Here is a 21967-nt window from a genome sequence, read left to right as displayed (position 1 = left end):
GTTCACGATTTACCATCCACGATCGGCTGCGCGTGCCATCTACGCAGTCCGGCCCGCAAACGAGCCGGTGCCGATATGGGCCGGTCTGTCACAGCATTCAAAGTTCGGCTTCCCCTAGGGCCACTCGGGGCTCCCCCGTGACAAACCCTACCGCAACTCATCGACCCTCGGGGTGGGTGTCGTCGATAACGACCGTGCTCCGGTTTCTGGTCCACAGCAACCTCTTTATCTCGCTGGCAACGCTCAGCGTGGTCGTTACCACCGCCGTCCTCGCGGACCTGCCACTCGAGGCCCTGCCACTGTTTATCGTCTTCGCGGCCACGATGTTCGTCTACACCGTCAACCGCTTTACCGATCTCGAGGAAGACGAACAGAACGTCCCGGATCGCGCGGCGTTTACGAAGCGGTACGGCCGCGTTTGGTTGGCGGCCGGGATCGTACTCTACGTCGCCGCGATCGGGATCGCCGTCGCGCTCGGGCTTTCGGGAGCGGCGTACCTCCTGCTCCCGCTTGCGGTTGCGCTGCTCTATTCCGTCGGCGGCGTCAAACAGATCTTCCTCGTGAAGAACCTCTTCGTCGGGCTCGCCTGGGGTGCGCTCCCGCTCGGCGTCGGCTACTACTACGGCAGCGTCGGCTCGCTTTCGATCCTGTTCATGTTCGCCTACGTGACGGTCATGATCACAATCGCCGCGGTGATCTTCGACGTCAAAGACATCGAGGGCGACCGCGAGGAGGACATCCCGACGGTCCCGAACCAGTTCGGCCCGCACGCGACGCGCGTCTGGTCGCTGGTCGCGACCATTGCCGTCGCCACAGTGGTCGTCGCCCTCGTGGTGACGGGGGCGATCCCGCGACGATTCCTCGCCGTGCTCGCGATGAACGCCTACGTTTGCGCATACATCCCGTTTGCGACCCCCGACCGCGGCCCGCTGTACTACGGGTTCGTCGTCGACGGCGAACACGTCTTCCTCGCCGCGGTCGTGCTCGCACTCGAGTGGCTCGTCTGGTGACGTGGTGGCCGATCACACGTCGTCCGTGGCCCCGGTCGCGCGCAGGTACTCCTCGAGCAGCGTCGGGAACTGGCCGCCGCGGACGTACCGCAGGCCGAACTCGTCGGCCCACGAGATGATGCCTCGATCCTCCGTGACGACGCCGGCGTCGAGTTCGCGTGCGAGAATGAGTAAGTCGAAATCCTCGCGGGAGTCGAGGACGCCCTGCCGGAGCGCGCGACGATACTTGTCACGCAGATTCGACAGGACGCGATCGGCTTCGGTCATGTAGGCCTCCCGCTCGCCGTCGTCGGCATCTCGCGTGAGGTCTTCCGGATCGAGCTGTTCGACCTCGCGGATTGCCTCTTCGGAGACCCGCAGGCCGCGGTCGACCCGGTCGCTCATCTCGTCGATGAAGTTGTAGACGACGTTCGCGGGGATCGTGACGCCGTAGCGGTCGGGGCTCTTGCGGACGACCCAGGTATCGAGTCGCGAGAACACGGCGTCGTCGACGTCGCGCTCGCGCAACATCGTCCCCAGTTCGTCGTGGATCGACGGCGGCACGTAACAGGAGATGTTGAGCTCGAGGCGTGCGGTCGACACGAGATCGAGCAGGCGGAGCACGGCCGCCTCGAGCGACTCGTCGTCGCGGCGGATCTCCTCGGTGATGAACAGCGAGGTGTCGAGGACGAACCGCTGGCGCGGGAGGTCGCCGGACATACGTCTCGATTGGACGGTGAGCTACATAGGCCTCACCCCGGTTTCGACGAACCGAGCGGGGGCCGGCCCGATGTTTTTGGCGGTCAGCGGTGAGCATCGATGTATGGACCGCGACGAGTACCTCGAGCGGCTCGGAGCGACGACCGACGAGTCGGCTGACCTCTTCGAGCACTTCGAGCAGCGGTCGTTCGACGGTCGGACCTACCACGTCCTGTCGGACGCGCGCCACGGCCTCGAGCGCGGGACCGTCATCGTCGAGGACGCCGACGCCGTCGTCAGAGGGTATCCGAGCATCCCACGACTGCTCGTGCTCGAGCCGGGCGTTCAGTCGTTTTTCGAGGACCACGAGACCGTCGTCGTCGAGGAGAAACTCGACGGGTTCAACGTCCGGCTCGCCGACATCGGCGAGCCGCTTGCGTTTACCAGAAGCGGCTACGTCTGTCCGTACACGACCGCGCGGGCGCGCAAGCTGCTCTCGCTCGAGGCGTTTTTCGACGAGTATCCGGAACAGGTCCTCTGTGCCGAACTCATCGGGCCGGAGACACCCTACACGGCCACCGACTACGAGGGGGTCGACACCCACGACTTCCGCGTCTTCGGCGTTCGTGACCGCGAGTCGGGCGACCCGCTGTCCGTAGCCGATCGCCGCGCGATCTGTGAGACGTACGACTTCAACCAGCCGCGACTGTTCGGACGGGCACCGCCGGAATCCGCCGCCGAGCTGGTCCGCGACACCATCGCCGAACTCGACGCGGCAGGTCGGGAAGGCGTCGTGATGAAATCCGAGACCGGAGACGCGATGGTCAAATACACGACCGAAGCCCAACACCACGGCGAACTCGCCTACGCGTTCTCGCTGCCGTTCGACCACGGCCGGGATTTCGTCTTCTCGCGACTCATCCGGGAAGCGTTTCAGGCCGCCGAGTTCGACGAGGACGAGGATCGACTACAGGCGCGCGCACACGATCTCGGGGAGTCGATCCTTGTTCCGATGGTTGAGGCCATCCAGGACGTCGACGACGGCGAGACGATCGGCCACCGACATACGGTCAGAGGCGACGTCGGCTCGATCGACGCGCTGTTCGACCATCTACACGACCAGTCGATGACGCTCGAGATCGAGGCCGACCGGCGCGAGGACGGCCAGCGCGTCGTCGAGTTCGTCAAGGTGGCCGAATCCAGCCGGGACCGCATCACCTACTATCTCGAGGGCGGCACGCGAACCGAGTGACATGACGGTTCCATCGACGCTCTCGCTCGGGCGCGAACGAACCCTTTAGGCACCGGCCGCCGGAACGAACGTATATGCCCGTTCCCAAATCCGAGTTCGAGAACCTCCCGCCGTGTGACTTCTACACACCGGCTGAGTTGCTCGAGGACGACCAGATGTACACCGTCTACGAGATCGCGCGACTGCTCCAGGGTCTCGAGCCCGACGCCGATATCGACCGCGAGACCGAGGATATCCTGCTCGACTGGGCGATTCCATGGGTCATGACCAACGCCGACGACCTCGTGGTTGCCGAACCCCGCGACGAGGACGAACCCGGCTACTACGGCCTGAAAGAATGATCCTCCTCGTGGTCGGTGCCGACCGTGTCGACGCCGGCAAGACCACGTTTTCGGCCGGCCTGCTCGAGCGCACCGGCGCAGTCGGCTACAAACCCCGCGCCGGCAACGACTTCTGGTTCGATCACGACGACTGCCGACGCGCGCTCGCCGACGGCCGACTCTACGGCAAGGACGCAGCACGGCTCTCGGCGGCCGACGGCCGTGGCCGACCGCCCGAGCGACTTAATCCCGTCCACCGGCTCTGGCAGCCCAGCCCCGGCGGCGGCAGCGGCCTACTCGGCCGAAACGACCGCGAGTTCGTCGCCGACCGAATCGGCCGTGATCCCGACGATGCGCTGTTCGTCCGCAACGCGACCGTCGAGATCCCGGATCCAGTCGCCGACGCGCTCCCCCTTTCCGATGCCGTTCCCGTCGAAACCGTCGCAGAGTTCAACGACCTCGCCGAGCGGGAGTACGTCCCGGCGTTCGACCGCCTGGCGACCGAGATCGAGGACACGGACATCGCCGTCGTCGAATCGTATAGCGACATCGCGCTGCCGCTGTCGTCGCTCAATCCAGCACAGGTCGCCGCCGTCGCGGCCGTCGAACCCGGCCGCGTCCGCGTCTACGACGGCGACCGCTACTGTCGAGCCTGCGAGATCGCCAGCTCGAGCCCCAGGGACGGAGCCATCGAGAAGCGCGTCCCCGACGTCCTCGACTATCTCGAGCCGCTCGAGCGCGTCTCGTTGCCGCCACTCGGCGGGGACGAGCAGGGCGATCCTGCACGAACCGCTCACGCGTACGCGGACGCGTACGATTCGTTCCTCGACGCCGCCGGACGCGTCTGACTGGACTCTCCGTCGGGCCGAGTTGTCTAAGTCTGGCGAGCCATCTGCGCCGAGAGTTCGACGTGGCCATAGGGATCGTTGGTCACGCTCGGCCCGTGGCCCGTGTGCATCTCTTCGAGGTCGGGATCGATCCACTCGAGCACGCGATCGATGCTCTCGATCAGCGTCGGGCGGTCGCCTTCCTCGAGGTCGGTGCGGCCGAAACTGCCGTTCTGGAAGACGAGATCACCTGCGAACAACACGCCCGCGTTGGCCGAGTAAAAGCAGAGGTGGTCGTTTTTGTGCCCGGGCGTGTGCAGCGCCACGTAGTCGTGGTCGCCTAACTGGACCGTCCCCTCGTCGGCGATCGCGTGGTCGACGCCGTCGACTGTGGTATCGTACCCCCACGCATCGACGCCGAAGGCGTCTTTGACTGCTTCGAGGTTCCCGACGTGATCGCGGTGCGTATGGGTCAGGATGACGGCCTCGAGGTCGTCGACGCGCTCGGAAACGGCCGCGACAACGTCGAAGTTCGCACCCGTATCGACGAGGACGGGCCGCTCGCCGGTAACGAGAAAGACGTTGCTGGTAAACGCCTGCACACCCTGTGCGAGATTCGAGATCATGGGCCCTGCTACACAGTCGATCGATTTGTGGGTATCGACACAGGTCGAGCGTGGCGGGAACTGCTGCAATCGAGCGAGACGCCACGCGTCGCATGTGTCGGGCCAGTATCGACTGTTTCTCCCAGCCGTCTCGCTATTCACAAGCATTTTTAGCTCCGACACGTAGTGGATAGACGAATGAATCGGTCGGCCTCCGTCGGATTCGTCGTTCTCGTCGTCCTGACGCTCGTCGCCGGCGTCAGCGCACCGATCACGGTGGCCGACACTGGACCGATCACTTCTTCGGCCGCGGCGACACAGCCCTCGACGATAGCGACCCCACCGGATGGCGGCCAGTTCGCCGTCCAGGAGACCCCGAACTTCGACAAGACGACGTTCGAGATCACCGTTCACGAAAACGGCAGCGCGACGTGGACGTTCCGGCACGAACAGGTGTTCGCAAACGAAGACAACGAGACCGCTGCCGAAGAGAACTTCAAAGCCTTCGCCGAGGAATTCGAAGCCAACGAGACGGACCCCTACGACCAATTTGTCAATCAGTCGCGTCTGATGGTCGAGTCCGGGCAACGAGAAACCGGCCGGGAGATGGAAGCGACAAACTTCCGTCGTTCCGCGCAGATCGAAGAACCGTTCACGAGGGGCGTCGTCGAAATGTCGTTCACGTGGGAGGGATTCGCAGCCGTCGAAGCAGACCGGATCGTCGTCGGTGACGTCTTCGAAGATGTCTTCCTCCAATCGGCGAATCAGACGATCGTCATCGAGGCCAGCGGCGACCTCACGTTCCAATCGATCGAACCCTCCGACGGGCAGTACGCCGGGGACTCGCTCGAGGATGCAGAGTCCGTTCAATGGAGTGGACAACGCCAATTCATCGACGGCCGTCCCCGGGTGGTGTTCGACCGTTCCGGGAGTACCGACACGGGACTGATCACGGCGATGGGCAGCGGTCCCGGCTGGTATCTCCTCGCGGCCCTCTTCGGTCTCGGCCTCGCTGCCGCAGCCGTGATCTGGTATCGACGGTACGGACCCGGCGCTGACGAACCCGCTGCCGGGGAACCACCAGCCGAATCGACCCAACCTGCGCCAGCCACCGTCGACACGGCTGGCGAGTCCGTCGAGAACACTGACACAGTCACCGACGAGGAACTCCTGACGGACGAAGACCGCGTCGTCAAACTCATCCGCGAAAACGGCGGCCGGATGAAACAGGTCAACATCGTCGAGGAAACCGGCTGGTCGAAATCCAAGGTCAGCATGCTGCTCTCGGATATGGAAGACGACGGCACCATCAGTAAACTCCGCGTCGGCCGCGAAAACATCATCAGTCTCGAGGGCTTCGAGCCGGAAGCCACGAAATCGCCGTTCGAGGAGTGAAAGCAGACAGTCACTCTCATGCGACGATTTCCCACCCCGGTATCGAAACGGAATCCTTAAACATAACACCGCTCTACGATTGAGTGAAGACAAAGCCCGCTCCGATGGTGTAGTCCGGCCAATCATATTGCCCTCTCACGGCAATGACCAGGGTTCGAATCCCTGTCGGAGCATTCTACTCAACGCTTTCTCGTGATTGCTTCCCGTACACTCATCTCACCAGCAGCAGTGTCCCCATCCCCATCATACCACGGTGATCGGTCGGGAGGACCGTCTGCTGTCAGCGGTCTCGGCGCACCTGTATTTGTCTTCGCATAGAAGGGGTACATCTAACCGCGATGGTTGCAGCGGACAGTACTAATACAGAGCGGCGAGGAGATCAGGGCCAGAGACCGCGATTGGCGTGGGCGTCAACCAACCGCGAGAGTGCAACAATAGATGCTGCATCTCGCCACGTCACACCCCCCTTTTCGACCTCGACTCGGACATCCTCCCACGCGGACAGCATTTCCTGGTCGAGTTGTTCCTGTACTTCCTCGAGCGACCACGAGCGTCGGTTGATATCCTGGAGCCACTCGAAGTAGGAGACGGTGACCCCGCCGGCATTGGCGAGGATGTCCGGGACAACCGGAATGTCGCGTTCGGCCAGGATCGCATCCGCCGCGAACGTCGTCGGGCCGTTTGCACCTTCGACGATGAGATCGGCTTGAATACTGTCGGCGTTGGCTTCGGTAATCACGTCACCGATCGCTTCCGGAATGAGAAGATCGACGTCCAACGTGAGCAGTTCGTCGTTCCCGATCGTCTCGTCGGCGTAGTCGGTAACAGCCTCGGGTTCCTCGTCGTGTGACGGGATCGTATGTGGATCGAGCCCTGCTGGATCGTAGGCTGCTCCGTTGACGTCACTGACCGCGACGACGGTTGCGCCCCACTCATCGAGCAAGCGGGCTGCGTTCGCCCCGACGCTTCCGAACCCCTGAACAGCGACGGTCGTCTCCTCGAGCGGATAGTCATAGTAATCGCAAGCTTCGCGAGCGATGAGTGCGACGCTCCGTCCCGGGGCCTCCTCGCGGCCGTAACTGCCGCCGATGACGCGGCTTGCCAGTCACGACGCCGGGGAGCGTCTCCGCTTCTTGCATGCTGTAGGCGTCCATGATCCAGGACATCGTCTGGGAATCGGTCCCCATGTCGGGTGCAGGAATGTCCTTGTTCGGCCCGATCGTGTCTCGGAGCTCGTCCGTGAATCGCCTCGTAAGGCGTTCCTTTTCCGCCTCGCTGAGCTCTTTGGGATCGACGACGATCCCGCCTTTCGCACCGCCGAACGGCAGGTCCATCACGGCACACTTCCAGGTCATCCACATCGAGAGGCCGATACACTCCTCGCGAGTGACTCCCGGATGATATCGTCGACGAACGGGGTGGTCGATTCCCCGTCGGCGACCGTGGCCGGTGTAGCCAAACCGCTATCGTAACCACTGGGACTGATCGGACACCTGCATGCTACCCATCATTTCGGTAGGGCGCGATACCTGCATATTCGCGGCTCAGGCGGTCACTTCGAGGAACATCGGTTTTCCGATATTCGCGCGATAGAATCCGTGTGGTCGCTGGCAGTATCAGGCGGCGTCCGGCGAGGCGCTGGCAGTGGCTGCGTCAGTTTCGAAATAGCGGAGTGCCCGTGACAGCCGTGTCGCTTGGTCGCTGAGCTGTTCAGCACTCGTCGAAACCTCGGTCAGCGCTGTGGTCTGTTCTTCGGCCGCAGCAGCGACGCTTTCAGCACCCGTGCTCGTCGATTCGGAGATCGCTGCGACGTCGTCGACCATCGCGGCGACCTCCTGGGTCGAGGCGGCCTGCGCTTCGCTGGCTGCCGAGATCTCTTGCACCCCGACGTTGGTCTCCTCTGCGAGATCGGTGATCTCGGCGAGCGCGGCGACGGCGTCCTGGACCTGCTCACTGGCGTCTTTGATATCGGCGTTCGTGCGCTCGACCTCGGCGGCGGAGTCCTCGGTCCGGTTGCGGATCGCCTCGAGGCGGGCCTCAGCCTCCTCGGCCGCTTCCGCGACGTCTTCGGAGAGCGTTTTGACTTCCGTCGCGACGGCGGAAAACCCGTCGTCGCCGTTCGCACCCGTAGAGCGGGAGACCTCGATGTTTGCGTTCAGCGCCAGCATGTTGGTCTGGCGGGCGATCTCGGAGATCGTCGTGATCAGTTCGTCGATCTGCTGGACCTCGTTCTCGAGGCGGTTCATCTCGGCGACGGCGTCGGCAGCCTCGGCTTCGATCTCGGTCATCGCAGCGATCGCGGTCTCTGCGGCTGCTTGGCCGTCCTGGCCGGTGTCGACGGTCTGTTCGGCGATCTCGGCGACCTCGTTCGAGGAGACGGCGATCTCTTCGGTCGTCGTCGACAGCGAGTCGAGTTCCTGCGTGACCGAGCGGAGATACTCGTGTTGTTGGTCGGCACCATCGGCGATTTCCTGAATCGACGTGGAGACCTGTTCGGAGGCCGAGTGCACTTCTTCGGCACTGGCGGTCACCGACTCGAATGCGGTAGCAACGTCCTGTGCGAACGACATGAGGTCCTCGGTGGTCGACTCGAGTTTGGCGAGCATGTCGTTGAACTCGCGTGCGATCTCGGCCATCGCTTCGTTCTCGCTGTCGGGGTCCATCCGCTGTGTTAGATCACCGGCCGCACACGCCTGCATGACGGCCGCGTACTCGTCGGCTTTCTGCTCTAGGTGCTGGTTGAGCTGGTCGGTTTCTTCACGAAGCGTGACTGCCTCCTGACGTGCTTGGTCGACCTCTTCGATTTTCGTCTGAAGGGACTCGTTTTTGTCCTGCAGGTCGTTGACCGTCATCAGTCCCACGTTGACAACGAGCAAGACGAACACAGCCCCAAACAGGAAGACGAACCCTGTCAGCGCCTGAAAGAGGAGTTCCTGGCCGTCGAAGACGATCCACAGGGCGGCGACGTAGCCCAGCAGGAAAAACACCATCAATGCGAGAAGGCCCCGCCACCGTCGTCGGTAACTCTCTTCGTTTAGTCGCAGGAACAGCCGCCGGGGGCCGTGTTTAGACGCTAGTAATATTGCCTCTATGTCTGGATTTCTGGGAAATGAAGCGAGCACAGGTGGATGTGCACTCCGAACTGGCCCGCTTCACCGAACGATGCGTCGAATTATCTCAAAAAGCTGTCGGAAGCGATCCGAGAAAACCCCTCAGTAAAGGAAAAGATGGCTATGCTGATTGGGTAATCGTGGCGATTCACGGCCTTCGAGAATACCTCGATCACTCCTACCGACAACTGTTAGATGTGCTTCGGGAAATGCCTGCTATTGTCGCTAAACTTGGTCTTTCGCCAGACGAGCTACCGGATTTCACCACCGTTTGTGCTCGAAAGCAAGATCTCAAGATGCCTGTCTGGCGAATGCTGTTGCAGCTGACTGCGGAACTATTCGATACTGGAGAGGTACAGGCAATCGACTCGACTAGTATCGCTCATCGCTCGTCGAGTCACAACTACGCAAAGCGCGTCAAAGGGACGTTTGAGTCGGTCAAAACCACTATTCTTGTAGACTGTTCTACGCGGGCTATTCTCGATGTACACTGCTCGATGAACCTACCACACGACACGCAGATTGCGTGGCAAGTTCTGAAAAGAAATCTCAGTACCGTGGAAACTATCGTCGCTGATAAAGGGTTTGACTGGGACGAACTCCGCCACATGCTGCGAAAAGAGGGAATTAGACCGGTCATCAAGCATCGTGAGTTCTACTCGCTCGATGCAGCACACAATGCTCGGATTGATGATGAAACCTACCACCAACGGTCTATCGCAGAATCGATATTTTTCGCGCTGCGCAAACGTTTCGGTTCAACACTTAAGTCAAGAACGTGGTTTGGACAGTTCCGAGAACTCGTCCTTAAGGCCGCCGTGAGAAACATCGAACAATCTCTCAGGGCCTAACTCAGATGATATCGACCGTCTAAACAAGACCGCCGCCGGGTATACAGAATCGAACCGAGCATCACGACGGCTCCGGCAGCGATCAGCCCGAGTACGATCGTCGATACTGCGACCATCAGCACTCACCCGTGACTGTACTGTTCGCGTGGCTACACTGACGGTTCCAAGTCGACGACTCTGAGGGTCTACGTGGTTTTCGCGTCATCGGTTTCTGAAGTGATCCGCTTCGAAAGAACGAGCGTGTCTCATCGTTGGCTTCGTTCCGTCCACCGGCTTCGACGTGACTGGCTGCTCAGCGCCGGCTCGAGACTATCGCAGCTATCATCGGCACGATCTGACCGATCGATGTCGGTCGAACGTTGCTCGTGTGGAAACCGGAACGACGTGTCTCGCAGGTCGTCCGTTTCGAAGCCGCCATTTTCTTTCGAATATAGTGATAGTCATCCGACGAAACTATTTAATCTTAACGTAACCTTCTTGTGCACCTCAATTATGGAGCAAAAGCCCAGGAATTGGTGCGTGGCTGACAGGCTCTCGTCCGTTAGCCGCCGTATTTCCGATACCAGACTCGAGCCCCGATCGGTGACTCTCCGGCGTCGAGATCCAATCCGCGCACGACCAACTCACGAATCGCAATCGTGACGACGAGTTCGACCGTGTCACCCTCCTCGGGTTGCACCTCGAAGACGCAGTGTCCGCCCCGCTCGCTGACGTGCTCGATCGTGTCGACTGACCACCGGTCGATGTCGTGGGTCGGTTTTCGGGCGTGGATTCGGTCGTGGGGTCACGGACGAAGGGAGGTCAGTCAGGCAGTTGCAATTAGCGCCCCGGGTGGCGTTCGAGTCGCCGGTCTCCCTTCCCGTGCTCCTCGAGCGCCCGGCTATTCGGACTCGAGGTCGTCTCCGAGCGAATCTTCGTACTTGTCTTGTGCCTCGTCGGGGAGATACTGTCGTTCCCACTCGACGACCTCGGGAAAGCCCGAAAACTCGTGGAGGCTCCCGACGGGCTGGGAATTGAACGCGTCGTCGATGTCTCGCATCGCCGCCACGGGATCGTCCGCGAAGGTACTGAGATCCGCGTAGACGTTTGCGATCGTCGACAGCGTCGACGTAATGGGGAACAACACGATGTCGAAGCCCCACTCCTCGAGCGACGCGAGATCGACGTACGGCGAGGAGCCGAGATCGCCAACGAAGTTGTAGACGATCGGCCCGTCGACCTCCCGGCCGATGCGCTCGAGTTCAGTGTCGTCGGTTGGGCCCTCGACGAACGCGACGTCAGCGCCGGCTGCGAGGAAGTCGTTGGCGCGACCGATCGCCTCGTCGAGCGAGCCGTCACCCGTGCCGCGGGCGTCGGTACGGGCGATGAGGACGAAATCTTCGGCACGATCGTCACGAACGTTGGCCGCGGCTTCGATCTTACCGATCGCTTCCTCCCGTGGGATGACCTGTCGCCCTTTCGTGTGGCCACAGCGTTTCGGGACCGTCTGGTCTTCGATGTGGATTGCACCCACGCCGGCTTTGATGTACTCTCGAACGGTCCGGATGACGTTGGTCGCGTTGCCATAACCGTTGTCCGAATCAGCGATGAGCGGGACGTCGATCTGCTCCTGGATGTTGCCAGCGTTTTCGATCATCTCGGGCATTGTGATGAAGCCGGCATCGGGGTAGCCGGTCTTCGACAGCGACGTCCCGTAGCCGGTCATGTAGATGGCGTCGAAGCCGACGGCATCGGCGACTCTGGCGGTAAGCGGATCGTGAACGCCAGGACAGACCAGGAGTTCGTCGCGCTCGAGATACGTTCGGAGCGTGGCACCGGAGTCGGTCATGGCCGATCACACGGTGGTCGCGGCGAAGTCGGTGTCGATGCGGGCCGTCGACCGGGCGGGGCGATAGCGGCTCCCGTGTCTGTGACTCGATTGCGGCTCGAGCGGGGACTACCACACGATGTAAACCGATTGAGGTCCAACTACGGCTATGAGCGACGTGGCCGGCGTCTCGACCGAACTCTTTCGAAGCGAGGAGAGCGATTCCGACTCGCTTCGACGCTGTCGCACGCTCGTCAACGCCATCGACGACGGGATCTTCCAGCTGAACGCCGAAGGCCGGTTCGTCGCTATCAACGACGCCATCGTATCGCTGACGGGGTATCCACGAGCGGACCTCCTCGGCGAGCACGTGTCTACCGTCGTCTCAGCACCGGATGCAAAGCGCCTCGAGGACGCGATCCGGACGCGTCTCGAGGAGGATGTCGATCCCGATACGCCGTTCAACCTCGTTGTCGAGACTGCTGCTGGCGAGCGGATTTCCTGTGAACTTCGGGTGAGCCTGCTCGTGGCCAACGGAGAACTCGAGGGAGCCGTCGGCGTCGTTCGGGCGGTCGACGACCACGATCCGACGAACGAGCAACTACCGTCCGTCTGGACGGCGTCCGACTCGATCGCGTCCGTCATCGACGAGGCCAACGTCGGCGTGTTCGTCCTCGACGACGCGTTCGACATCGTGTGGGCCGACGAAACGATCGAGGAGTACTTCGGCCTCGAACGGGCTGAGATCATCGGCAGAGACAAGCCCACGCTGATTCGAGAGACGATCCGAGATCGCCTTGCCGATCCCGAAACGTTCGCGCAGACGGTACTGGCCACCTACGAGGACAACACCTCCGTCGAACAGTTCGAGTGTCGGGTGACGGCCGGGACAGATCGCAAGGAGCGTTGGCTCGAACACCGCAGCAAACCGATCGAATCCGGACCGTACGCTGGTGGGCGCATCGAACTCTACTACGACATCACGGATCGGAAAGAAGCACAGCAGGCCAGACAGGAGAGCGAAAAGCGGTTTCAATCGATCGTCGACGCCGTCGACGAGTATGCGATTTTCATGCTCGACCCCGATGGATACGTCCGGAGCTGGAACGAGGGGGCCAAGCGGATCAAAGGCTACAGTGCGACGGAGATCATCGGCGAGCACTTTTCGACGTTCTACACCGAGGCCGATCGGGAAGACGATATCCCGGAACGCAATCTGACGCACGCGCGCGAGACGGGGACGGTCGAAGGCGAGGGCTGGCGCGTCCGGTCGGACGGGTCGCGGTTCTGGGCGAGCGTGACGATAACGGCCATCTACGACGAGGGCGAGTTGCAAGGCTACGCGAAGATCACCCGTGATATGACCGACCGCCGTGAACGGGAGCAACGACTGCGCCACGAGTACGAACTCAGCGAGCGGATTCTGGAGACGAGCCCCGTTGGCATCGCGGTCGTGAATCGGGATGGATCGACGGCCAGGGCGAACGAACGGATGGCAGAACTGCTCGACCTCCCGAGCGACGACGAGTCAGTCTATACCACCGCCCAACGAGATATGTACGACACGAACGGCGAGTTCATCCCGATCGAGGAACGACCCGTCCCCCGCGTCTTCGAAACGGGAACCCCCGTGACCGACCGAGAGATCCGCCTGAATCGACCGGACGGACAACAGTGGCTCTCGGTAAATGTCAGACCGATCACCGACGAGCAGGGCGAACCCGAGCAGGTCGTCGAGACGGCAACCGACATCACCGATCTGAAAGAGCTCGCACAGCGTCGCAAACGGGAACTTGAGGAACGGGAGAAAGAACTCGACGCCGTCCAACTCGCGACGAACTTACTCGAGACCGCCGATCAACCGGCATCTGACTTGCTACAGGAGTTCGTGACTAGTCTCCCGCAGTTCTTCCGCTATCCGAACCGAACTGCTGTGTGCGTCTCGGTCGGCGACCACGAAGTGGTCACTGACACGTACGAACCGCTCGAGCAACGGATCACCGCATCTAGCAGCACTGCGAATGGGACGCCGATCGCGATCGATATCGTCCTCCACGACGATCCCGATCTCGCGGCCGACGACGCGGCTGGCTTTTCCGACGAGGAAGCGGACCTGCTCGAGACGCTCGCGACGCTGCTGAAACTGCACTTCGACCGCCGCGAGTACATCGAGGAGTTACAGGCCTCGAACGGGCGCTTGGAGCAGTTCGCGTACGCTGCTTCACACGACCTGCAGGAACCGCTCCGGATGGTCACCAGTTACTTGCAACTGATCGAAACCCGCTACGGCGAGGCCCTCGACGAGGACGGCGAGGAGTTCCTCGACTACGCCGTCGACGGCGCCGAGCGCATGCGCGAGATGATCGATGGCCTGCTCGAGTATTCTCGCGTCGAAACCCGCGGTGATCCCTTCGAAGCGGTCGATCTCGAGACGGTGCTGTCGGACGTCCTCGCGGATCTCCAGTTCTCGATCGAGGAACACGACGCCGAGATCACGGCCGAGTCGCTGCCGACCGTCGTGGGCGACGCCAGCCAGCTCCGACAGGTGTTTCAAAACCTGCTCGACAACGCCATCGAGTACAGCGGCGACGAGCCACCACGGGTCCACGTCGCCGCCGAGCGCACGGGCGACGAGTGGACGATCTCGATACGCGACGACGGGATCGGGATCGCTCCCGACGACGAGGAACGCGTCTTCGAAGTGTTCCAGCGACTACACACCAATGAGGAACACGCCGGCACCGGGATCGGGCTCGCGCTCTGTCGGCGGATCGTCGAGCGCCACGACGGCGAGATCTGGGTCGACTCCGAGCCCGGCGAGGGGACGACGGTGTCGTTTACGCTGCCAGCCACGGACTCGTAATCGACTGGCAGGAATCCGTATGGAACCAGCCCAGCGGAGACGTTCTCGATGGCAGGTGTCACGAACTATCGTGGCTACCATCGCGACCTCCCTCGAACAGCGACGCGAGGGGTCGACCGGCGGACACCTGTCTCGGCTGGCACGAGCTGATACGGACTCCTGTCAGTCGGTTCCGCCACACCCGAAGCGCGTCGTACGGCTACACCAGTAAACAGTTACAGTAGACCGTACGAAAGATCGGTCCACAGTCAGTAGACACGAAAGACAGATAAAAGACCCCACGCTGTGAATAGACAAATATGGACGTTCCGTACGACCTCACCTCGTACGTTCGGGTGTTGAAAATGGCGACGACGCCGACTAGCGAGGAGTTCCTTCAGGTATCGAAAATCGCCGGTGCAGGGATCTTGCTGGTCGGTCTCGTCGGATTCCTCATCGGCGCGGTCATGGTGTTGCTGCCCAGCGGTGGTGGCATCTAATGGGCATCTTCGCTGTCAAAACGACGGCGAGCCAAGAGCGCACCGTCGCGGACATGATTATCAACCGCGAGGAGCCCGAAATCCACGCCGCGCTCGCGCCCGACTCGTTGACCTCCTACGTGATGGTCGAAGCCGACGGCGACGCGGTTCTCAATCGCGTCCTCGAGGACATTCCCCACGCCCGGAGTATCGTCCCCGGCGAATCGGACATCTCCGAGGTCGAACACTTCCTCTCGCCCAAGCCGGACGTCGAGGGGATCGCCGAGGGCGACATCGTCGAACTCATCGCCGGGCCGTTCAAAGGCGAGAAGGCACAGGTCCAGCGGATCGACGAAGGCAAAGATCAGGTGACGGTCGAACTGTACGAGGCGACGGTCCCGATTCCGGTAACGGTGCGTGGCGATCAGATCCGCGTACTCGACAGTGACGAGCGGTGAACGCGCTCAGCAAGCAGTCAGCGCGGTGACACCGTACTGAACACGTCGACTCCGGCGAGCGGTAGCGAGTCAAGGGGTCTCTACACGGCACAGCGAGCTACCGGAGTGAGCGACCGAACCCAACGCAGTACCGGTAAAAAGCGCGACACGACTCGAACTCTATCGCTTCAATTCCGTTGCAACCGCTTTCATATCCACGACGGATTCGATCTGCTCGAGGAGTTCCTCGCGTTCCCGGACCGCTTCGGAACTGGCGCCGTAGGCGCGGACGTATTCGGCGCGGCTGTGTTCGGTAAAGACGTGACGGATCGCGAGGTAGCCGTCCGGCACGATAGTACCACAGACCTGACATTCGCGGCGCTGATGGTCGGTCGCCTGATGGACAACAGCAGACTCGACATCCTCGAACACTGCGCCACAGCCGTCGATTCCGCATTCCCAGGCCATTCGATACTTCCACTCACACGGCCGTCCTAATGATCTTTTCGCAGCAATAGTCTTCGGCCTGAATGACCGTCTCCAAAACAGAATCAATCACTGGTGCTGACAATAGCCGCTGTACTTCGCCCGTGGACGTGCGTCCTCTCTGGCCACCGCTAAATCAGAATCCATAACTCGATTGTGCCAGAAGTGACTGTCGTGAGCGACGGAGTGACGTTCCGAGTAGACTGTCACGTGAAGGTGCTCGACGAGCGCGTGGTCGAGCGGGCTAAACGGGCCGGCCTCGACGCACTCGTCTACGCACCTCACTTCACCCGCCTCCCGGAGATCCGCGAACGCGCCGCGGTCTACTCCGACGACGAGCTACTGGTTGTTCCCGCCCGCGAGGTGTTCACCGGTACCTGGCGAAACCGCAAGCACATCCTCGCACTCGGTCTCGAGGAGCCCGTGCCCGATTTCATTCCGCTCGAGACGGCGATGGCCGAGCTCGAGCGACAGGGCGCGACGGTGCTCGTCCCGCATCCGACCTTCGCAAACGTCAGCTTCGAGGAATCCGACTTCCGGACGTACACGGAGACGATCGACGCCCTCGAGATTTTCAACCCGAAACACTTCCCGATGCACAATCGCCGCGCACGCGACCTCGCGGAAGCGTTTTCGCTTCCACCGATCACCTCCTCGTACGCACACCTTCCGCAAACCGTCGGCGTCGCCCACACTGCCTTCGAGACACCGATCGAGAGCGAAGCCGATCTCGTGACAGCGCTACAGGACGGCGTCGCGCGTTGCGTCGTCTACGAAAACGGCCTCAATCGGTGGGCGACGACGGCGACGGAACTCGGCCATCTCGTCTACGAGAACACGTGGGAGAAGATCGATCGACTGTTTCTGTCGGGCACCGAACCGACCCATCCCGAGCATATCGCCTACGATGGGCGATTCGACGACGTGGCCGTCTACTGAATCCTCGCGAGCGTCTCCGCGACGCGATCCCAGTGACTCCCGCGCCAGAAGTACTGGCCACAGTCACGACAGACCCAAATTTCGCCGGCCGAATCAGGCACGTACTCCGGCGTCGATGCCGTCTCGTCGATACCGACAAGTGGGCCGTTACACCGGCCACAGAACGCAGGCTCGTCGACCAGCGAAAGGTCGACACCCGCCGCAGCGAGTTCTCGGAGTTGGTCCTCGACGTCGCGAGCCTCGAGGAGAATCGCATCGTCGGCCCGGGTCGCCAGCGCCACGTCCCGCGTGACGAGCGTCCGCGCTTCGTCTCGGCCGACCGCGAGGAGGTCGTCGTCGGCCTCGAGCCCTCGATCGCCGGCGTAAACGGTGTCGTGGTTGCACATCCGCAGGTAGGAGACGACACCGCCGCACATGACGTCGACGAGAACGCGCATAGAACGTCTGTTAGTGGAGGTACTCGCGGAATTCCGCGAGCTCCAAGGTGTTGATCACGTCGGCCGGTTCGGCCCAGCCGCGGCGTGCGGTGTGGACGCCCCAGCGCATGTACTCGAGGGTCGCAGGCTGGTGGGAGTCGGTGTCGATCGCGATTTTCGCCCCTTCCCCGATGGCGGCTTGAACGGCGCTGCCCCAGAGGTCCAGCCGGCGGGGGTCGCTGTTGACCTCGAGGGCGGTGTCGTGCTCGGCGGCGGCCTGTGCGACCGCCGTCACGTTGTAGTCGAGCCCCGAGCGCTGATTGAGCAGGCGGCCGCTGGGATGTCCCAGTACGTCGATCGCGGGGTTTTCCACGGCGTGGACGAGTCGCTCCGTGGCGGTCTCGGCGTCCTGATCGAGCGCGCTGTGCGTTGAGGCGACGATCACGTCCAGCGCGTCGATCACCTCGTCGGAGAGGTCGATTTCGCCGTCGGAATCGACGTTAGCCTCGATCCCTGCCAAGACCTCGAGTTCGGCGTCGTCGCCGACTGCACGAATCGCTTCGACCTGTTCCAGAATCTCAGCATCGGAGAGCCCCATCCCGCCGACGATGCCGGGACCCTCGGCGTGGTCGGCGATCCCGAAGTAGTCGTAGCCCCGTTCGGCGGCGGCTTCGACCATCGCTTCGATCGAGGTGTTACCGTCGGACCACTCGGTGTGGGTGTGGAAATCGCCGCGGATATCGTCACGGGTGACGAGCGCCGGTAGCTCGCCGTTTTCGGCGGCAGTGATCTCGCCGCGGTTCTCACGAAGCTCCGGCGGAATCAACGGCAATCCAAGCGCATCGTACATGCTTTCTTCAGTCTCACCCGCGACGCGTTCGCCGACGCGTTGCCCACTGTCGGGGTTGTCGATTTCACTGACGTCGAACGCGCCGTACTCGTTGAGTTTCATCCTGCGCTCGATCGCGTAGTTGCGCAGACTGACGTTGTGGTCCTTGCTGCCCGTAAAGTACTGCAGTGCGGAGCCGAATTCGTCTGGCGCGACGACGCGCAGATCGACCCGGATCTCGCCGACTCGGACGCTTGCCTTCTCGGGCCCGGACTCGATCTCGTCGTCGACCGAGTCCCACGCGACGAACTGGTCGATTACGTCCTCGCGCGCTTCAGTCGCCACGAGCGCGTCGACGTCGCCGATCGTCGCGCGCCATCGGCGGATCGAGCCCGCCACCTCACATCGCTCGACGGCATCGAGCGACTCGAGAAAGGCGAGCACGTCGTCGGCAAGCGGTCGCGCCTCGCCGAGCAACTGGCGCTGGCCGACGGTGCGAGCGAACTCGAGGTTGTCGAGGATGTTCTGCTCGGTTTTCGGACCGAACCCCTTGACCTCCTGGACCTCGCCGGCATCGGCAGCCGCCTCGAGGTCGTCTAGCGTCTCGACCCCGAGTTCGCGATAGAGCTTGCCGGCTGTTTTGGGCCCGACGCCTTCGATCCGGGTGATGTCGGCCATGTCAATCGGCAGCTCGGCGCGGAGTTCCGCGAGTTCCTCGATCGAGCCGGTTTCGACGTACTCGACGATCTTCGAGGCGATCGCGTCGCCGACGCCATCGATGTTCTCGACGGCTCCGCGGTCGCCGGCGTCGACCCGATCGGCGATCGGCGACGGGTGGGCGCGGACGTTCTCGGCCGCCCGGCGGTACGCGCGGGGCTTGTACTCGACGCCGTCGGCCTCGAGCAAGTCGGCGAACTCCTCGAAGCGGGCGGCGAGTTCCGCGTTGGTCGTCATCGACCCCTCCGTGCGCTGGCGTCGTCGTCTTGGCCGAGTGCCTTCTTCAAGAACGACATCCAGCGCTTGCGATCCTGCGCGTGTTGCAGTTTCTGCTCGCGTTCGAGATCCGTCGGCCCCAGACTCTCGAGGGCGTTGAGCGCCCGATCGATGCCGATGATGCTCTGGGCGAGCTCCTCGCCTTTCTCGCGGGTGATGTCGTCCTCCTCGATCTGCTCGAGGCGCTCGAGGCGCTCACGACGCAGGTTCTTTTTCGCCTGCTCGACGCGGTCGCGCTCGCCGGATGGAACCGTCTCGCGACGCTTGATCTCGAAGACGAACGTCCGGAGGTCGATCTCCTCCCCCTGGACCGTGATCGTCTCCGGGATGTCCGCGCCGACGGTCGCACCCTCGCGCTCGACACGCTCGAGCAGTTGCTTGCGCTCGTACTCTTGCACGACCGAATGTGTGCGGCGGGGAGGCAAAAATGTACAGTCCGCGGCGCATATCGTGTGCAGATACGCGGCTTCTGTGCGAACCTAAGCGATTTGAGTCATCCGTCGGTTATTTCAATCGCCGACCACCACCGCAGTACAATACGGAGTACGGAAACGGCCGTCTCCGACTCATACGGTCTGCTGTACCGAGTTCCCGGTGGGACCGCAGTGCGGGTCGCGGTCCCGCCGGCACTGACTGACAGGAGTCCGTATCAGAGATCGGATCAGCCGCGGATAGCGAAGAGACCGCCCGCGAGCCGGCATAACGATCCCATCGGAGTCACGTCCCGTCTGGCGATGGGAAACGAGCCGATCGACTCCACATCCTGATCGGATTGATCGCTATGAAATAATCCGGCCGAAACCCCAAATCCCTTAGCGACGCCGCACATACCTCCGGGTAATGGCCAAGTGCGACGTGTGTGGGAAAGACGAAAACATGCCGTACAACTGTCGGCACTGTGGTGGGACCTACTGTGCCGACCATCGGCTCCCCGAGAATCACAACTGTACGGGGCTCGAAAACTGGAACGACCCGCAGGGCGTCTTCGACAGCGGCTTCGACGAGAGCGTCGACTCTGGTGGGAACACGTCACGGGCCTCGAGTATCATAGACAAACTCCCGATCAATACCGGGCCGGGCGGGCCGCTGGCGTACTTTCGCGGGAACGCGACCTATACGTTCCTCGCGTTGATATGGCTGACGTTTCTCGCACAGTGGTTCGTGCTGTTGGTCGCCGACTCGGCACTCCACCGGTCGCTGTTCATGCTGACGTCGTGGAACGTCGCGTACGTCTGGACGTGGGTCACCTCCGTCTTCGCCCATAGTCCGGGTAACTTCATGCACATCGTTGGGAACAGCATCGTGTTGTTCTTCTTCGGACCGCTCGTCGAACGGTACATCGGCTCGCGTGACTTCGCGATCCTGTTCATCGTCAGCGGCGCGCTCGCCGGACTGGGCCAAGTCCTGATTTCGGCCGCACAGGGCGCTCCGACCGCCGTCCTCGGGGCCAGCGGCGCGGCACTCGCGATCATGGGCGTGCTGACGGTCCTGAACCCCGATCTCAAGGTGTACCTCTACTTCATCCTCCCGGTGCCGATCTGGCTGCTGACTGCCGGCTACGCCTTCTTCAGCGTGTTCTTCCTTTCGGTCGGTGGCGGCGGTCCGATCGCTCACGGGGCCCACCTCATCGGCCTCGTGATCGGTCTCGCCTACGGCCAGTACGTCAAGCGAAACCGGAACCTCAGCGCGCCGAGTCGCCTCGAGTTCGGCGGTGGCGGTCCCGGCGGCCCGGGCGGTCCAGGTGGCCCCGGACGCGGCCGGTTCTGACCGTTCTCGAGTTCCGCGCTCGCACCGCGACACCCCGCAACTGATTTTCGTCCGGCCGCTCTCACCGCAAACGAATGAGTCAGCCCCGGCCAGACCTCGCGCCCGATCCGGGCCTTTCGCGTACGGAGATGGAAACTCTCCAGCGCGAGATTGCCGACATCGCGGTCTTCGAGGACGACTTCGCGTTCGACCCCAGCGCGCTCTCGAATCCCCTCGCCGCCACCGCCAGCGGGAGCGAGCCACCGGTCGTCGTCGGCGTCGACCAGTCGTTTCTCACGAACGCGGCTGGCGAACAGGATCGCGCCTTAAGCGCCGTCGTCGCCACCCGCGGCGGTGAGGTAATCGAGCGCGTCCACGCCATCACCGACCTCGAGATTCCCTATATCCCCGGTCTCCTTTCCTTTCGCGAAGGTGGGCCGATCCTCGCGGCGCTCGAGGAACTGTTCGTCGACCCCGATCTCCTCTTGTTCGACGGCAGCGGCCGCATCCACTTTCGGCAGGCTGGCATCGCGACCCACATGGGCGTGGTCCGGGACGTGCCCAGCATCGGCGTCGCCAAGAGCCTGCTCTGTGGCCGCCCGCGCGAGGATACCGACGGTCTCCCGGCGGGCTTGAGAGTCGCCATCGAAGCGAACGCACGAGTCGACGCCCCCGACGGCACGCTGCTCGGCTACGCCGTCCAGACCCGCCAGTACGACTCGCCGAACCGCCACATCAATCCGCTGTACGTCAGCTCCGGCCACCGCGTCGGTCCCGAGACGGCGGCCGACACCGTTCTCGAGCTAGCTTCGTCGTACAAACTCCCCGAACCAGTGCGACTCGCCGACAAGTACGCCGACGAAGCCAAGCAGGAATTCGGAGAGTAGGCTTGCGGGCCAGTCACTGGCGACAGCTACCCAATCGACTGTCCGCGGCGGGTGGGAC

At 62.5% G+C, this 21967-nt stretch carries 21 protein-coding genes, 1 tRNA gene and 1 pseudogene; 13 read left to right on the top strand and 10 right to left on the bottom strand.

What is annotated here, in order from left to right; genetic code table 11:
• The first annotated feature begins 137 nt into the window (after positions 1–137).
• Positions 138–1010: a UbiA family prenyltransferase gene (locus E2L06_RS08455; protein ID WP_138780450.1), complete on the top strand. Its 873-nt coding sequence runs from the start codon at positions 138–140 to the stop codon at positions 1008–1010.
• Positions 1011–1022: 12 nt separating this feature from the next.
• On the opposite strand, the gene E2L06_RS08450 is transcribed toward E2L06_RS08455, so the two are convergent.
• The gene (locus E2L06_RS08450) at positions 1023–1709 is read right to left on the bottom strand and encodes an RNA ligase partner protein (RefSeq protein WP_138780447.1); all 687 of its coding nucleotides are present in this window, start codon (positions 1707–1709) and stop codon (positions 1023–1025) included.
• A 103-nt stretch (positions 1710–1812) separates the two neighbouring features.
• On the opposite strand from E2L06_RS08450, the gene E2L06_RS08445 reads away from it, so the two are divergent.
• The 3 genes from E2L06_RS08445 to E2L06_RS08435 all read left to right on the top strand — a co-directional run bounded on the left by E2L06_RS08445 (position 1813) and on the right by E2L06_RS08435 (position 4108).
• Positions 1813–2940 carry an RNA ligase gene (locus E2L06_RS08445; protein WP_138780444.1) on the top strand — a complete coding sequence of 376 codons (1128 nt, stop codon included), beginning with the start codon at positions 1813–1815 and terminating at the stop codon, positions 2938–2940.
• A 74-nt stretch (positions 2941–3014) separates the two neighbouring features.
• Positions 3015–3281 carry a DUF5827 family protein gene (locus E2L06_RS08440; protein WP_138780441.1) on the top strand — a complete coding sequence of 89 codons (267 nt, stop codon included), beginning with the start codon at positions 3015–3017 and terminating at the stop codon, positions 3279–3281.
• The gene (locus tag E2L06_RS08435) at positions 3278–4108 is read left to right on the top strand and encodes an ATPase (RefSeq protein WP_138780439.1); all 831 of its coding nucleotides are present in this window, start codon (positions 3278–3280) and stop codon (positions 4106–4108) included. Before E2L06_RS08440 ends, E2L06_RS08435 begins: the two co-directional genes overlap by 4 nt.
• A gap of 26 nt (positions 4109–4134) precedes the next feature.
• On the opposite strand, the gene E2L06_RS08430 is transcribed toward E2L06_RS08435, so the two are convergent.
• Positions 4135–4713, bottom strand: coding sequence for an MBL fold metallo-hydrolase (locus tag E2L06_RS08430; protein WP_138780437.1), 579 nt, complete (start codon positions 4711–4713; stop codon positions 4135–4137).
• A gap of 177 nt (positions 4714–4890) precedes the next feature.
• On the opposite strand from E2L06_RS08430, the gene E2L06_RS08425 reads away from it, so the two are divergent.
• Complete coding sequence (locus E2L06_RS08425) at positions 4891–6087, top strand: hypothetical protein (RefSeq protein ID WP_138780435.1); 1197 nt, start codon at positions 4891–4893, stop codon at positions 6085–6087.
• A 98-nt stretch (positions 6088–6185) separates the two neighbouring features.
• Positions 6186–6260: transfer RNA gene (locus E2L06_RS08420), tRNA-Glu, on the top strand.
• Between the two features lie 206 nt (positions 6261–6466).
• Here E2L06_RS08420 and gdhB read toward each other — a convergent pair.
• Together gdhB and E2L06_RS08410 are read right to left on the bottom strand one after the other, a co-directional pair.
• A pseudogene (gene gdhB, locus E2L06_RS08415) lies at positions 6467–7493 on the bottom strand (glutamate dehydrogenase GdhB); the annotation flags it as partial.
• 210 nt (positions 7494–7703) lie between these two features.
• On the bottom strand, positions 7704–9179 hold the full coding sequence (locus E2L06_RS08410; protein WP_394348742.1) for a methyl-accepting chemotaxis protein: 1476 nt from the start codon (positions 9177–9179) through the stop codon (positions 7704–7706).
• A 38-nt stretch (positions 9180–9217) separates the two neighbouring features.
• On the opposite strand from E2L06_RS08410, the gene E2L06_RS08405 reads away from it, so the two are divergent.
• Positions 9218–10048, top strand: a complete 831-nt coding sequence (locus E2L06_RS08405) for an IS5 family transposase (RefSeq protein ID WP_138782522.1) — start codon at positions 9218–9220, stop codon at positions 10046–10048.
• 541 nt (positions 10049–10589) lie between these two features.
• On the opposite strand, the gene E2L06_RS22365 is transcribed toward E2L06_RS08405, so the two are convergent.
• Positions 10590–10820, bottom strand: a complete 231-nt coding sequence (locus E2L06_RS22365) for a hypothetical protein (protein WP_138782521.1) — start codon at positions 10818–10820, stop codon at positions 10590–10592.
• Between the two features lie 108 nt (positions 10821–10928).
• Positions 10929–11876, bottom strand: a complete 948-nt coding sequence (locus E2L06_RS08395; RefSeq protein WP_138780433.1) for an oxaloacetate decarboxylase — start codon at positions 11874–11876, stop codon at positions 10929–10931.
• Positions 11877–12024: 148 nt separating this feature from the next.
• Here E2L06_RS08395 and E2L06_RS08390 point away from each other — a divergent pair, with 148 nt between their 5' ends.
• From E2L06_RS08390 to E2L06_RS08380, 3 genes are all read left to right on the top strand, one after another.
• Positions 12025–14718 (top strand): PAS domain S-box protein, encoded by a 2694-nt coding sequence (locus E2L06_RS08390; protein ID WP_138780431.1) that lies wholly within the window; start codon positions 12025–12027, stop codon positions 14716–14718.
• A gap of 299 nt (positions 14719–15017) precedes the next feature.
• Positions 15018–15197, top strand: a complete 180-nt coding sequence (locus E2L06_RS08385; RefSeq protein ID WP_138780429.1) for a protein translocase SEC61 complex subunit gamma — start codon at positions 15018–15020, stop codon at positions 15195–15197.
• Entirely contained in the window at positions 15197–15634 is a 438-nt protein-coding gene (locus E2L06_RS08380) for a transcription elongation factor Spt5 (protein WP_008012489.1), read from the top strand. Before E2L06_RS08385 ends, E2L06_RS08380 begins: the two co-directional genes overlap by 1 nt.
• A 159-nt stretch (positions 15635–15793) precedes the next feature.
• Here the strand turns inward: E2L06_RS08380 and E2L06_RS08375 are convergent, their stop codons facing one another.
• Complete coding sequence (locus tag E2L06_RS08375) at positions 15794–16081, bottom strand: hypothetical protein (protein ID WP_138780427.1); 288 nt, start codon at positions 16079–16081, stop codon at positions 15794–15796.
• Between the two features lie 204 nt (positions 16082–16285).
• Between E2L06_RS08375 and E2L06_RS08370 the strand changes: the two genes are divergently transcribed.
• Positions 16286–17038 carry a PHP domain-containing protein gene (locus tag E2L06_RS08370; protein WP_138782520.1) on the top strand — a complete coding sequence of 251 codons (753 nt, stop codon included), beginning with the start codon at positions 16286–16288 and terminating at the stop codon, positions 17036–17038.
• On the opposite strand, the gene E2L06_RS08365 is transcribed toward E2L06_RS08370, so the two are convergent.
• Genes E2L06_RS08365 through E2L06_RS08355 form a run of 3 tightly spaced genes read right to left on the bottom strand, consistent with a single transcriptional unit; the run spans position 17032 to position 19674 of the window.
• Positions 17032–17475 (bottom strand): Mut7-C RNAse domain-containing protein, encoded by a 444-nt coding sequence (locus tag E2L06_RS08365; protein WP_138780425.1) that lies wholly within the window; start codon positions 17473–17475, stop codon positions 17032–17034. The genes E2L06_RS08370 and E2L06_RS08365 overlap by 7 nt on opposite strands.
• Before the next feature lie 10 nt (positions 17476–17485).
• Positions 17486–19237 carry a DNA polymerase/3'-5' exonuclease PolX gene (polX, locus tag E2L06_RS08360; RefSeq protein WP_138780423.1) on the bottom strand — a complete coding sequence of 584 codons (1752 nt, stop codon included), beginning with the start codon at positions 19235–19237 and terminating at the stop codon, positions 17486–17488.
• Positions 19234–19674, bottom strand: a complete 441-nt coding sequence (locus E2L06_RS08355; RefSeq protein ID WP_138780421.1) for a DUF5788 family protein — start codon at positions 19672–19674, stop codon at positions 19234–19236. The genes polX and E2L06_RS08355 overlap by 4 nt, the downstream gene beginning before the upstream one ends.
• 442 nt (positions 19675–20116) lie before the next feature.
• Between E2L06_RS08355 and E2L06_RS08350 the strand changes: the two genes are divergently transcribed.
• On the top strand, positions 20117–21043 hold the full coding sequence (locus E2L06_RS08350; RefSeq protein ID WP_138780419.1) for a rhomboid family intramembrane serine protease: 927 nt from the start codon (positions 20117–20119) through the stop codon (positions 21041–21043).
• 74 nt (positions 21044–21117) lie between these two features.
• Positions 21118–21909, top strand: coding sequence for an endonuclease V (locus E2L06_RS08345; RefSeq protein WP_138780417.1), 792 nt, complete (start codon positions 21118–21120; stop codon positions 21907–21909).
• Positions 21910–21967 lie beyond the last annotated feature (58 nt).

The sequence above is a fragment of the Haloterrigena sp. H1 genome (assembly GCF_005938085.1).
Taxonomy (GTDB): domain Archaea; phylum Halobacteriota; class Halobacteria; order Halobacteriales; family Natrialbaceae; genus Natrinema.
This window is presented reverse-complemented; position numbering and strand designations above follow the sequence as displayed.